This is a genomic window from Asinibacterium sp. OR53, from assembly GCF_000515315.1.
GTDB lineage: Bacteria > Bacteroidota > Bacteroidia > Chitinophagales > Chitinophagaceae > Sediminibacterium.
The window spans coordinates 1,062,907-1,076,358 of the sequence record NZ_KI911562.1 but is presented as its reverse complement, the minus strand read 5'-3'; the positions used below and the strand labels follow the sequence as shown (position 1 = coordinate 1,076,358).

At 48.7% G+C, this 13,452-nt stretch carries 9 protein-coding genes; 3 read left to right on the top strand and 6 right to left on the bottom strand.

Going from position 1 to position 13,452, the window contains the following annotated elements:
- Window positions 1–82: 82 nt before the first annotated feature.
- Genes carB through SEDOR53_RS0104735 form a run of 3 tightly spaced genes read left to right on the top strand, consistent with a single transcriptional unit; the run spans window position 83 to window position 6,168 of the window.
- Window positions 83–1,729 (top strand): carbamoyl-phosphate synthase large subunit, encoded by a 1,647-nt coding sequence (gene carB, locus SEDOR53_RS17120; protein ID WP_037361691.1) that lies wholly within the window; start codon window positions 83–85, stop codon window positions 1,727–1,729.
- A gap of 29 nt (window positions 1,730–1,758) precedes the next feature.
- Window positions 1,759–5,157, top strand: coding sequence for a glycosyltransferase (locus SEDOR53_RS0104740; RefSeq protein WP_026768693.1), 3,399 nt, complete (start codon window positions 1,759–1,761; stop codon window positions 5,155–5,157).
- Window positions 5,158–5,205: 48 nt separating this feature from the next.
- Window positions 5,206–6,168 (top strand): transketolase family protein, encoded by a 963-nt coding sequence (locus SEDOR53_RS0104735; RefSeq protein WP_026768692.1) that lies wholly within the window; start codon window positions 5,206–5,208, stop codon window positions 6,166–6,168.
- Window positions 6,169–6,175: 7 nt separating this feature from the next.
- On the opposite strand, the gene pdxH is transcribed toward SEDOR53_RS0104735, so the two are convergent.
- The 6 genes from pdxH to SEDOR53_RS0104705 form a co-directional block, all read right to left on the bottom strand.
- Complete coding sequence (gene pdxH / locus SEDOR53_RS0104730) at window positions 6,176–6,823, bottom strand: pyridoxamine 5'-phosphate oxidase (protein ID WP_026768691.1); 648 nt, start codon at window positions 6,821–6,823, stop codon at window positions 6,176–6,178.
- A 54-nt stretch (window positions 6,824–6,877) separates the two neighbouring features.
- Window positions 6,878–9,943, bottom strand: a complete 3,066-nt coding sequence (locus SEDOR53_RS0104725; protein ID WP_026768690.1) for an efflux RND transporter permease subunit — start codon at window positions 9,941–9,943, stop codon at window positions 6,878–6,880.
- A gap of 13 nt (window positions 9,944–9,956) precedes the next feature.
- Window positions 9,957–11,015: an efflux RND transporter periplasmic adaptor subunit gene (locus SEDOR53_RS0104720; protein ID WP_037360567.1), complete on the bottom strand. Its 1,059-nt coding sequence runs from the start codon at window positions 11,013–11,015 to the stop codon at window positions 9,957–9,959.
- Window positions 11,016–11,099: 84 nt separating this feature from the next.
- A complete protein-coding gene (locus tag SEDOR53_RS0104715) occupies window positions 11,100–11,879 on the bottom strand; it encodes a hypothetical protein (protein ID WP_157576707.1) in 780 nt (259 codons plus the stop codon).
- Window positions 11,880–11,953: 74 nt separating this feature from the next.
- On the bottom strand, window positions 11,954–12,685 hold the full coding sequence (locus tag SEDOR53_RS0104710) for an esterase family protein (RefSeq protein ID WP_026768687.1): 732 nt from the start codon (window positions 12,683–12,685) through the stop codon (window positions 11,954–11,956).
- Window positions 12,686–12,696: 11 nt separating this feature from the next.
- The gene (locus SEDOR53_RS0104705) at window positions 12,697–13,440 is read right to left on the bottom strand and encodes a ParA family protein (protein WP_026768686.1); all 744 of its coding nucleotides are present in this window, start codon (window positions 13,438–13,440) and stop codon (window positions 12,697–12,699) included.
- Window positions 13,441–13,452 lie beyond the last annotated feature (12 nt).

Genomic DNA, 13,452 nt, shown 5'->3' with positions numbered 1-13,452 from the left:
AGGCCCAAGTTCGTAACAAGAAAATAATCGCCTATAATTCCCTTATCAGTCCTACATTTGCACAATTTATTTTTTAGCAACCATGCCCAAAGACCTTTCCATCAAATCTGTGCTCATCATCGGTTCTGGCCCCATTGTAATTGGCCAGGCCTGTGAATTCGATTATTCCGGCTCCCAGGCTGCCCGCAGCCTGCGTGAAGAAGGCATCAAAGTGATCCTTATCAACAGCAACCCCGCTACTATCATGACCGACCCCATGATGGCCGATAAGGTATACCTGTTGCCCCTCACCGTAGAGAGCATCGAACAGATACTCGACGAGAACCAGATCGATGCGGTACTGCCTACCATGGGTGGTCAGACAGCCCTCAACCTCTGTAAAGAGGCCGACGAGCTGGGTGTTTGGGAAAAATATGGCGTTCATCTGATAGGGGTAGACGTTGCCGCCATCGATACAGCAGAAGACCGCGAGAAATTCCGCCAGCTGATGGTGAAGATCGGTATGGCTGTGGCTCCCAGCAGGGTGGCCAACAGCTTTTTGGAGGGCAAGGAGTTTGCACAGGAAATCGGATTTCCCCTCGTAATCCGTCCTTCATTTACCCTCGGCGGTACCGGCGGCGGTTTCGTACACAGCAAAGAAGACCTCGATGCAGCCCTTGACAGAGGTTTGAAAGCCTCGCCTATCCACGAGGTGCTGGTTGAAAAAGCAGTTTTGGGATGGAAAGAATATGAGCTGGAGCTCCTGCGTGACCAGAAGGATAATGTGGTGATCATCTGTACAGTGGAGAACCTCGACCCCATGGGCGTGCACACCGGCGATTCCATCACCGTAGCACCGGCTATGACCCTCAGCGATACCGCTTTCCAGGAAATGCGCAACAAAGCCATCCTCATGATGCGCTCACTGGGCAATTTTGCCGGCGGTTGTAACGTGCAGTTCGCGCTTAACCCCGCAACAGAAGAACTCATCGCCGTGGAAATTAACCCCCGCGTGAGCCGCTCTTCAGCTCTCGCTTCCAAAGCAACCGGTTATCCCATTGCCAAGATCGCAGCCAAACTCGCCATCGGTTATTCACTCGATGAACTGAAGAACCAGATCACCCAAACCACTTCGGCTTATTTTGAGCCTGCACTGGATTATGTGATCGTAAAAGTACCCCGCTGGAACTTCGATAAATTCAAAGGCGCTAACGACACCCTTGGTCTGCAAATGAAAAGTGTGGGTGAAGTGATGGCCATCGGCAGAAGTTTTTCAGAAGCTATTCAGAAAGCCTGTCAGAGCCTGGAGAACGATGCAGTGGGATTGGGTTATTATGGTAAAAGCCTTATGAAAAGCGCCGAGCTGGTAGAATACATCAAAACCCCGAAATGGGATCGCATCTTCCGCATCAAAGATGCACTGATGCAGGGTTCTACTGTTAAATCCATCGTGCAGGCAACCGGTATCGACCGCTGGTTCATTTACCAGATACAGCTCATCTGCAATATGGAAAAAGAAATTGCTAAATATTCCATCGCTACCATACCGGATGACTTGTTGAAAGATGCTAAAAAGAACGGCTTCTCCGATGAGCAGATCGCGCGCATCCTGCATGGCGACTGCACAGACGAGCAAGTGTATGAGAAAAGAAAAGCGTTGGGTATTACCAGGGTGTACAAGATGGTAGATACCTGCAGTGCCGAGTTCGAAGCCAAAACACCTTATTTCTATAGTACCTTTGAGGGATAGTCCAGTAAACCTGACCGCTAACCCTTTACATGAATAGAGAAACCGCACAAATTTTCCAGACGAACAATGCCTCCCGTTGGCAACGAACCAAATGGGGCAGCCGGCTGGTTCTTTTTTTACTGCTGATAGGCGCTACCGCTTTTGTCATCGCTTATAATTATTCTGCCAACAAGCCGCAGCAATTACCCGTTTTCCAGGATGAGATCAAGAAAAAGGTATTGCAGCCCGATAAGCCTACAGAGCCTATCACCAAAGAATACCAGGGCATCAGAAAATTCATCAATGATAAGTGGGCGAAGGGACTTGGCTGCGGGCAGAACAACCAGGTGATCGATCTTTCCAGTTCGCCATATTTCAACGACAGCGTGGGTATCCGGGCGGCTTTTTACGTAAATTGGGACCCCCAGTCGCTCATCTCCCTACAAAAGAATATTGACAAGATCAATCTCGTAATACCCGAATGGTTTTTCCTGGATACCAAGGGCGACAGCCTGTTGCTGGACATAGACAGGAATGCCCTCGGTATCATGAAAGCAGCAGGTATCAAGATCATGCCGTTGCTCACCAATAACTTTCAGAAGACATGGCATGGTGATGTAGTACACCGCATTATCAATGATCCCGTGAAGAAAAGTAAGCTCATCAACGACATCATACGGGTTTGTAAGATATACGATCTTTCGGGCGTGAACATCGACTTCGAAGCATTAATAGAAGCCAAGAACGAAGTACTCACTGCTTTCCAGAAAGATCTCTATGAAAAAATGCATGCTGCAGGATTGATGGTATCGCAGGATGTGAGTCCTTTCAATGAAGACTACGACCAGTCGGCATTGGCCAATTACAACGATTACCTGTTCCTGATGGCTTACGATGAACATTCGGCGGACAGCAGGTCGGGCCCCATCAGCAGCCAGCGCTGGGTAGAAAAAGCACTCGATCAGATTACCAAAAAGATACCACCCAGTAAAGTTGTATTGTGTATGGCTGCGTTTGGATACGACTGGGTGAACGGTGGCGGCTCGGGTTCCACTACCACGCTCGCTTACCGCGATGCGATCACCGTAGCAAGGGAAAGTGAGGGTCAGATACGGTTCGACAACGACACGTATAACCTCAGCTATCTTTATTACGACGACACCAACGACCTGCACGAAGTGCATTTTACCGATGCAGCCACCAATTTCAATACCCTGCGTTTTGCTACCGAATACCAACTGGCGGGTACGGCTCTGTGGCGGCTGGGGAGTGAAGACCTTCGGCTCTGGCAGTTCTACAACAAATCCATGAACAAAGATGCCCTCCGCCAGTTCGATTTTTCGATCTTCAACAAGATGGCGGGAAGCAACAACGTGGATTATATTGGCAGCGGCGATATCATGAAAGTGATTGCCATGCCCCGCAGTGGTCATATCAGTATCCAAATAGATTCGGCAGCGGGCCTCATTGCAGAAGAAACCTACGATTCACTGCCTTCCATGTTCATGGTAAAACAAATGGGCGCGCCTCAAGGCAAAAAATTAGTGCTCACTTTCGACGACGGGCCAGATCCTAAATACACCGGTAAAGTGCTGGATATTCTTTCACATTACCATGTGCCTGCCGCTTTCTTCCTGGTAGGTATCGAAGCGGAAAAGCATATCCCGTTGGTGCAACGCATCTACCGCGAAGGACATGAAATAGGCAACCACACTTTCACCCATCCTAATATTGCCAAAGTGGGTAAACAGCGGGCCGACCTGGAGATCAATGCCACAAGGCTGCTGATTGAATGTATTACCGGGCACAGCACCATTCTCTTTCGCGCGCCATACAGCGATGCGGATAATGATAACCCGGGCGAGATGGAAGCCTTGTTGCCCATCAGCCTGCGCAGAACCAAAGATTACCTCACCATTGGTGAGAACATAGACCCGAAGGACTGGCAAACCGATGCCGACTATACTTTGACAGCCGATACCATTTTCAACCGGGTGGTAAGGCTGAAGGATACCGGCAATATCATCCTGTTGCACGATGCCGGTGGCGACCGCGATGCTACTGTTGAAGCATTACCACGCATCATTGAATATTTTCAGAAAAACGGTTACCAGTTTGTGTCCATCGCCAACCTGCTGGGCAGGAAAAAAGATGAAATGATGCCCCCTCTCCCCAAGGGAAGTGGCTATGATCTCATGCAGGTAGACCTGTGGTTGTTCAAAGCCGGCTTTTATGGGGGCAACTTTTTCTCGGGCCTGTTTATCTTATTCCTCGTACTGGGTATTGTGCGCATGCTCATCATCCTGGTATTATCTATACTGCAAAGACGGAAAGACAAACGAACGGTTCTGTCTCCGCTCGCGGATTCTCCACTGGTATCTATTATTGTACCCGCTTTTAATGAAGAAGTGAATGCCGTTGGCTCGCTGCACAATCTCCTGCGTTGCGACTATCCTAACTTCAACCTCATTTTTGTAGATGATGGTAGCAGCGACCATACATTCGACCGGGTGAATGAAGCATTCAAAAACCATCCGTTGGTGAAAGTATTCAGCAAACCCAATGGTGGAAAAGCTTCTGCGTTGAATTTCGGTATCAGCCATACCGATGCCGAGTATGTGATTTGTATTGACGCGGATACCAAATTATTACCCAATGCCGTGAGCCTGATGATGCGGCATTTTGCCGATGAGGACGCCGGCGCTGTAGCAGGTAATGTGAAAGTGGGCAATGAAGTGAACATCCTCACACACTGGCAGAGCATTGAATACATTTCAAGCCAGAATATCGACCGCAATGCATTTGCGTATTTTAACGGAATTACCGTTGTTCCGGGCGCCATCGGCGCTTTCCGCAAGCAGGCCATTGAAGATGCAGGCGGGTTTACCACCGATACACTGGCCGAAGATTGTGATCTTACTATTCGTATCCTGCGCTGTGGTTATAATATCAAAAATGAAAACAAAGCCATTGCATACACTGAAGCGCCGGAAACATTGAAACAGTTCATGAAACAACGTTTCCGCTGGACCTTTGGCGTAATGCAGACTTTCTGGAAAAACAGGGATGCGCTCTTCAATTTCAAAGCAGGCCGGGTGGGCTGGATTGTTTTACCCGATATGCTGGTGTTCAAATACATCGTGCCTTTTTTAACACCTATTGCCGACCTGCTGATGCTTATTGGTTTATTAACAGGGAATATCGCGCAAATAGGCGCCTATTACCTGCTTTTCCTACTGGTAGACCTGGTCATCGCCATGGTTTCCTTCCGGTACGAGCGTGAAAACATGCTGAAGCTGGTATCGCTCATACCACAACGGATCATTTATCGCTGGCTGATGCTGATTGTACTGCTCCGGGCCTTTAAGCGGGCCATCCAGGGCGAGCTGCAGCATTGGGGTGTTTTAAAAAGAACCGGAAATGTAAAGGAGGTCGTGACGGTCAATTAAGCGGTTTTCCTTTACTTTGCAGCACTTTCAAGCAAACAGCTCCCGATCATGAAGTTAAAAGACATACAGGTACTGAACGAGAAAGAAACCCGCGGCGGTTTCGGTGAAGGCATTTATGAAATTGGCAAAGAAAATGAGAACGTGGTAGTACTCACGGCCGACCTTGCCGGCTCACTCAAACTGGGCCCTTTTATCAAGGATTTCCCACATCGTTTTGTACAGGTAGGTATTGCCGAAGCCAATATGATTGGCATTGCCGCCGGTATGACGGTAGGTGGCAAGATCCCTTATACCACCACCTTCGCCAACTTCAGCACCGGTCGCGTATACGACCAGATCAGGCAGAGCGTAGCTTACAGCGGTAAGAATGTAAAGATCTGCGCATCCCATGCCGGTTTAACACTGGGTGAAGATGGCGCTACCCACCAGATACTGGAAGATATTGGTTTGATGAAAATGTTGCCAGGCATGACGGTGATCGTTCCCTGCGACTTCAACCAGACCAAAGCAGCCACCAAAGCCATCGCTTCTTATGAAGGTCCCGTTTACCTTCGTTTCGGAAGACCCAAATGGCCCAACTTCACCAAAGAAGACGGCAGCGATTTTGTGATTGGCAAAGCACAACAACTGAGCGAAGGAACCGATGTTTCCATTTTCGCCTGCGGTCACATGGTATGGAAAGCCATTGAAGCCGGCAGGATACTGGAAGAAAAAGGTATCAGCGTAGAACTCATTAACATACACACGATCAAACCACTCGATACAGAAGCCATTATCAAGTCTATCAGCAAAACCAAATGTGCTGTTACTGTAGAAGAGCACAACGTTATTGGTGGATTGGGTGATGCTGTTGCACAGGTAGCCGCTAAACACCAGCCTGTTCCTATTGAGTATATCGGCACCAACGATACTTTTGGCGAAAGCGGTAAACCCACTGAACTACTTACCAAATACGGCCTCGATACACCTTTCATCGTTGCGGCTGCAGAAAAAGTAATGAGCCGGAAGTAGTTCGCTGTTACGGCGCCAGCCTTTCTCTTTTCCATTTGTGAGCACCGGAAGCTGTATATCGTAGCCGGTCGTGCAACCGGCTGCCGCGTCCCTGCCAGAATTCAATAACACTGGGCTTTACAATATAGCCTCCCCAGTTCTCGGGCCTTGGGATGTTTTCATAACCAAATTGTTGTTCGTATTTGCTGTAATTGGTTTCTATCTCGGTACGGTTAGCCACCACACGGCTTTGAGGGGAGGCCCAGGCGCCGATGCGGCTTCCGGCAGGCCTTGATTCGAAATAATCATCACTTTCTGCAGTACTTGTTTTAGATACCGTGCCTTCTATGCGTACCTGCCTTTCCAATTCTTTCCAGAAGAATACAAGGGCTGCATGCGGGTTCGCTTCCAGTTCCATGCCTTTGCGGCTTTTATAATTGGTGAAAAAAACAAAGCCCTGTTCATCGTATCCTTTGAGCAATACAATGCGCGCGGCCGGAAGACCTTCGGGGGTTACCGTGGCAAGGGTCATTGCATTCACTTCATCAATATGACTGGCAATAGCCTCTTCCCACCAACGGGTGAACTGTGTAATGGGATCGGCGGCGATATCGTTTTCGTCGAGAGATTGTAATTTATAATCACGCCTGATGTCTGCAATAGATGATGCTGCCATAAGCCTGGGGTTTTAGTCCCATAAAGGTATCACAAGCAGCGACATAAAATTGCACTATTCGGTAATATCTACAGTCCTGGCCTTGTGCTTACCCGATATGAATGTGTATACAGCCGGTATCACAAACAAGGTAAGGATCAGCGAGAAAAGGATACCCCCTACCACCACAATACCCAGCGGTATACGGCTGGTGGAAGCGGCGCCCAGGCTCAACGCAATTGGCAGGGCTCCCAATGATGTAGCCAGACTGGTCATGATGATGGGCCGCAACCTTTGTGTAGCGGCTTCTACCACCGCCTGCATTTTGGGCAGGCCATTGGCCCTTTTCTGGTTGGCAAATTCTACGATTAAAATACCATTCTTGGTTACCAGTCCTATCAGCATAATCATACCAATCTCCGAGAAAATATTGAGGGTTTGTTTGAATACGAACAAACTCAACAACGCCCCGGCCAGTGCCAGCGGCACGGTGATCATGATGGTAAGCGGGTCGAGGAAGCTTTCGAACTGTGCCGATAATACCAGGTAGATCAATATCAACGCCAGTATGAAGGCAAACACAATATTTGAAGAACTTTCAGAATAATCACGCGAAGGGCCGCTCAGGGAGGTCTGGAAACTCTGGTCGAGCAATTTGCCGGCAATGGCATTCATTGCGTTGATACCATCTCCAATGGTCTTGCCTTCGGCCAGTGATGCTGAAATGGTTGCCGCTTTGTACCTGTTGAAGTGATAGAGCGTTGAAGGATTACTGCTTTGTTCCAGGTGTACCACCGCATCGAGCGGGATACTCTTTCCTTTATTATTTTTTACATAGAGGTTCCTGATATCGTTTGGATTATCGCGATTGCCGCGGTCTACCTGTCCGATTACCTGGTATTGGTAACCATTCATAATAAAGTAAGCCATCCTTCCTCCACTGAATGCAGCCTGTATAGCCGATACCACATCGGCAGTGCTGAGTCCCAGATCTTTTATTTTCATACGATCTACCGTCAACTGTACTTCCGGGCGATTGAATTTCAGGTTCACATCTGCATTGGAGAAGGTTCTGTCTTTCCGCACTTCATCCAGGAATTTAGGTATGATCTCCCGCAACTTGTTAATATCCTGGTTTTGCAGGATGAACTGCACGGGCAAAGAACCCCGCGAGCCAAGGCCCACCGAAATGGTCTGCTCCTGTATGGCAAACACACGCATCTGGTTAAAACGGCTCAGTTTCTTCTGCAGGTCGTTGGCAATATCGTTCTGGCTCCTGGTTCTCATTTGAGGGTCTACCAGCCCGATCCTTGGCTGCGTGGTATTGGTACCGCCGAACGATGGAGTACGGGCGAACACAAAATCCCGTTCAGGTACCGAATCGTACAGGTAATCGGTAAGGTTATCGGCCAGCTTCTGCATGTAGTTGTAGCTGGTGCCTTCTGCCGCTACCACGCTGAAACGTACGCTGCTCCTATCTTCCAGTGGTGCAATTTCACTTTGCAATCCTTTCATGATCCACCAGATCATGCATCCGCACACCAGTACGATCACCCATGCTATCCATCTCACGCGCATAAAAGCTTTCAGCAAGTTTTTATAGCCGTTCTCCATGCCGGTGAAAAAGGGTTCTGTTTTTTTATAGAACCAGCCTTCGTGCGCATTTTTTGTATTCAGGTAAACGTTGAGCACCGGCGTGATGGTAAGCGAAACGAAGGCGGAGATCAGTACTGCTGCAGCGAGTGTTACACCGAATTCGCGGAACAGCCTGCCCACGAATCCCTGTAAAAAGATCACCGGCAGGAACACTACCGCCAGGGTGATCGATGTAGAGATCACCGCGAAAAAAATTTCACGGCTTCCTTCCAGCGCCGCTTTGCGGATGGGAAGTCCTTCTTCCAGTTTCCGGAATATGTTTTCCGTTACTACAATACCATCGTCTACCACCAGGCCCGTTGCCAGCACAATACCCAGCAGGGTCAGTATGTTGATAGAGAACCCGGCAATATACATGATGAAGAAAGTGGCCACCAATGAAATGGGGATATCTATCAACGGCCGCAATGCGATCAGCCAGTTGCGGAAGAAGAAGAAGATCACAAGCACTACCAGTCCGAATGAGATCATCAGCGTTTCCTTCACTTCCGAGAGTGATCTTCGGATGATGGTGGTATTATCGATGAGTACATTGAATTCGATATCCGATCTGTTGGCCGCTTTGATCTGTACCAGCCTTTTGTCGAACTCATCGGCGATCTCAATATTATTAGCGCCTGGTTGCGGAATGATGGCCAGGCCCACGGCGTTCACACCGTTGTATTTCCATGCCTGCTCTAACTGTTCCGGTCCCAGTTCTACCTTGGCCACATCGTTCAGGCGAACGATGCCCGATGAATCGGATTTGATGATCAGGTCACGGAATTGTTGTTCGGTGGTGAGGCGCCCCAGTGCCCGGATGATCAGTTCAGTATTGTTGCCATAGATCTTACCGGGCGGCAATTCAATGTTTTCTGTATTGAGCGCTGTTCTGATATCGGTAAACGCCACATTGTGTGCGCTCATTTTATCGGGGCTCATCCAGATACGCATGGCGTATCGTTTCTGGCCAAAAATGTTCACGGAGCTCACATCCTTGATCGTTTGCAGCTGTTGCTGCAATACGTTCTCTGCATAATCGCTGAGCTCGAGCAGGCTCTTGGTGCGACTCTGCACCGCCAGTATCAGAATGAAGTCGCTGTTGGCATCTGCTTTGGATACTACCGGTGGCGCGTCTATATCCTGTGGCAGGCTTCGCTGCGCCTGTCCTACTTTATCACGCACATCGCTGGCCGCCGCTTCGAGGTCTATCCCCAGGTTGAACTCCACAGTGATCTGCGAGTTGCCGAGTGCGCTGGATGAAGTGATGGTACGAATACCCGGAATACCGTTGATCTGCTTTTCCAGGGGTTCTGTGATCTGGCTTTCGATGATATCGGCATTGGCGCCTGTATAGTTGGTGCTGATGGTGATAATGGGCGGATCGATGGCCGGGTAATCACGTACTGCGAGAAAGCTATATCCCACCACCCCGAACAGGATAATCAGGAGGTTCATCACGGTAGCCAGTACCGGCCGCTTCAACGATAATTCAGAAATATTCATAGGGCTATCGCGCTTAATTCTTGAGCTGTTCCAGTGTTTTTACGCTGCGCACTTTCAGGGGCGATTTGGGTCTTGCAAATAATACGCCGGTGACTACAATCGTATCGCCTTGCTTCACCCCATTGGTGATCTCTACAAAATCAGCCTGTGTAACACCCGTCTCAACCGTTATGAAATTGGCCTTGCCGCTTTTCACCTGTATCAGTTGTTTTCTGCGGTCGTCCTGTATGATGGCGTTGGTAGGTACCATGATGGCTTTGGTATCGGTGCCCGATTGAACAACGACTTTTACAAATGCGCCGGGATTTACCTTGCCTCCATCGAGTAAGGCCCTTACTTTCAGATTGCGGGTATTCTGATCAACCTGCGGCTCGGCAGCAATGATGCGGGCCCTGGTTTTGGTCTGGCGGGTGGCATCTACTGTTACATCTACCGTATTCCCTTTTTGTATCAGCCTGCTGTATTCTTCGGGAAGGGTGAAATCGATCCTGATCTTATCGAGCTGTTGCATAGTGGCTACCGTCATGGCCGGACTCAGATAGGCGCCGAGGCTTACCTGGCGTAATCCGATCATCCCGTCGAAGGGAGCTTTGATCACTGTTTTATCTATGAGTGACTGGGTGTATACCAGGTCGGCCTTGTATCCGTTAACAGTGCTCAGCGCAGCATCATAATCCGACAGGTTCACGCCATTCACTTTCAGCAGCTTGGCCAGCCGCTCTTCATTTTTCTGCGCGAGGTCGAGCAATACTTTGGTCTTGTTCAGCTGCGCCTGCAGATCGGCGTCATTGATGCGGGCAATGACCGTTCCTTTTTTAACCAGGTTTCCTTCCGGCACATAGAGGTAAACAAGCCGGCCGCTGGTTTCGGGGCGGAGTTCTACGTATTCATTGGCTACCACGGTGCCGTTCGCCTCTACCTGGCTGGAAATGGTTTGCGACTGCGCTACCAGCACATCAACGATGGTTTCGGAAGGGCCTTTTTTCTGTTTATCTGCGGGGGGGTCGCCTTTGCTGTTTTTACAGGATACCATGACCAGCAAGACCAATAAGGAAACAAAATATTTGTTCAAGGGGCTTAAAAATTTAAACCCGCTAAAGATAAAATTATTTTGATGGCTACCGCAGAACAATATATAAATGGTTGAACGGGCGAATTATTCCTCCCTACGCCACAATGCGCCCTTCCATCCTTTTCGCGGAAGGGCTTTATATTGCTCAAAACATTGCTGTATATAATAGCCCAGTTCGAGGTCGTTGAGGGCCGTCACCACTTCGTATTCGGGCCGGTACCGTTTCATGAAGCTGTCGAGCTCGGGCGACTGCAGTTGGGTAACCTTGTGTACAAACTGCTTACTGAAACGATGGTCGATGTATTTATCGCGCTCCTGTTGTAACAAACGTTCTTGCAGGGTTAATATGCTTCGGTTGTGTTTGGTACGGAACATATTGATGATGGCATCGAGGTCGAAGCCTACCGTAAGGCCGCCAGGGTTATAACCGTAGTCCTTGCTTAGGCTGATGGTGGGCTTTTTGAAATCGAAGATCTTGGCGTAATCGCGCCTGTTCATCATAGAATCGTACTTATAGTAGCTATTCCGCACCCTCACTTCGGGCAGTTCGGCCACTCTTATATGGATCATAATATTGAAATTATCCATATTGCTGATAGTGTCTACCGCGTATTTCATGGTGGATTTGCCAATCAGGGAAAACCAGATGGAATCGTGTTGCAAAACGGTGATGAGGTACCTGCCGGAAGAGTCGGTAAGTGCCGACCTGCCCGAATTACTTATAACGGCCACAGCCTCGATGGGCCGCCGGGCGCTGATATCGTATACTGTTCCCTTTACCGTAACAAACTGAGCTGCCGCTCGCTGCGACAGTACAAAGCAAAGGGTCAGTAATACGAACAGAACGGGTAGCCTTTTGATCAAATCCTTCAATTGAGCTGTAATATTATAACAGCCCCGGCAGACTTCCGCAGAATTAACTACTCTTTTACAGGTAGTTAAAATTTAACGTCAATGATGTAAGGAAGCATGGCACGCCAGGTGGGCCAGTCGTGATTGATCTCCACACCCCATACATCGAGGTCGTAGTTGATTCCTTTGTTGTACAGGATACCCGCAAAGCTCCGCGATGCATTGGGGTCTTCATAGGCACCACTGCCTGTATAAATATGTATGTGGTGGCTGGCCCTGATCTTATCTAAATACCATGTGTCGGCAAGGTTAGGCAGGTAATGCTGGGGACTGTTATAATACACCTGGTCGTCCCAGAAACCCTTGGTGTATTCAGTAAGGTCATATACGCCGCTCATGCTGATGGCGCCGTTGAGGATATCGGGTCTTTTTAAAAAAAGGTTCATGGCATGCAGTGCACCAAAAGAGGCACCGCAGGTATAGATCATTGTTTCATTACTGGTATGCGTGCGGATATAGGGAATCACCTCGTTGAAAACATATTCGTTGAACTGGTTGTGCCGGATGGCTTTGTGTTCCGGCAGCATTTCATTGTTCATCCAGCTTTCACGGTTCATGCTGTCGATACTGAACACACGTATCTTACCGCCGTTGATATAGGGCGCCAATGATTCTATCAGTTGAAACCGTTCGTATTCGAGGTAATCTGCGGCGGCAGTAGGGACCAGCAGCAAAGCAAATCCATAATGCCCGTAAGATGCCAGGGGCATATCTTTTCCCAGGGCGGGGCTATACCAGGCAGTGATCTCTCTTTTCATAACGCACAGGGTTATTCGATACAGGTTTTCCGGATCTCTTTCCAAAGATCGCGGTAGCATTGCGCGGCATAGCTGCTGGCAGCATAGGTTTCCAGCGGCGCTTCGTGTACGCCCATCTTCTCTACATCACTGAGATAGGGTATATAACTTTTCAGGAAATATTTGTCTTTATAAAAATCATTCATCACTTCGTGGTGTAGGTTCTTACGATGATCTACCATGCTGAAAAAGCATTTCAGTTTAGAGCGGTCGAAATCGTTCTCTTTGAAATAGCCATCTACCGTTTCATAAGAACGGATAGACAAAGTAGTAGGGATATTGGGCATCAGCACCCAGTCTGCCGCCACGAAAACCGCATCGTGCAATACAGAAATGCCGGGCGGACAATCCAATATCACAACGGCGTACTCTTTCTTCAAAGTTGCCAGCATGGAAGCGAGCTTTCGTTTCGATTGCTTCATTTCATTCAACAGAATATCTGCCTGCCTTGAAGAGATATCTGCCGGAATGATGCTGAGGTTTTCATACGGCGATGGCAGGATGGCTTCTGTGAGTTCCATTTCATCGTTCAGCAATTTACGGGCTTCATTTTTTACCGGGGCTTTGGCGCCGAGGTAAAATGAAGAAGACCCCTGCGGGTCTAAATCCCATACCAATGTTTTATATCCTTCCCTGGCAGCTAAATAAGCCAGGTTGATTGAGGCGGCCGTCTTACCAACACCACCTTTCAGATTGTAGAGTGCTAATGTGACCATACTCTAATATAC

Bases quoted from the DNA above. Each gene is read 5' to 3' on its own strand.
- SEDOR53_RS0104735 (WP_026768692.1), top strand. From the start codon at position 5,206: ATGAAGTTAAAAGACATACAGGTACTGAACGAGAAAGAAACCCGCGGC.
- carB (WP_037361691.1), top strand. From the start codon at position 83: ATGCCCAAAGACCTTTCCATCAAATCTGTGCTCATCATCGGTTCTGGC.
- SEDOR53_RS0104740 (WP_026768693.1), top strand. From the start codon at position 1,759: ATGAATAGAGAAACCGCACAAATTTTCCAGACGAACAATGCCTCCCGT.
- pdxH (WP_026768691.1), bottom strand. From the start codon at position 6,823: ATGGCAGCATCATCTATTGCAGACATCAGGCGTGATTATAAATTACAA.
- SEDOR53_RS0104725 (WP_026768690.1), bottom strand. From the start codon at position 9,943: ATGAATATTTCTGAATTATCGTTGAAGCGGCCGGTACTGGCTACCGTG.
- SEDOR53_RS0104705 (WP_026768686.1), bottom strand. From the start codon at position 13,440: ATGGTCACATTAGCACTCTACAATCTGAAAGGTGGTGTTGGTAAGACG.
- SEDOR53_RS0104710 (WP_026768687.1), bottom strand. From the start codon at position 12,685: ATGAAAAGAGAGATCACTGCCTGGTATAGCCCCGCCCTGGGAAAAGAT.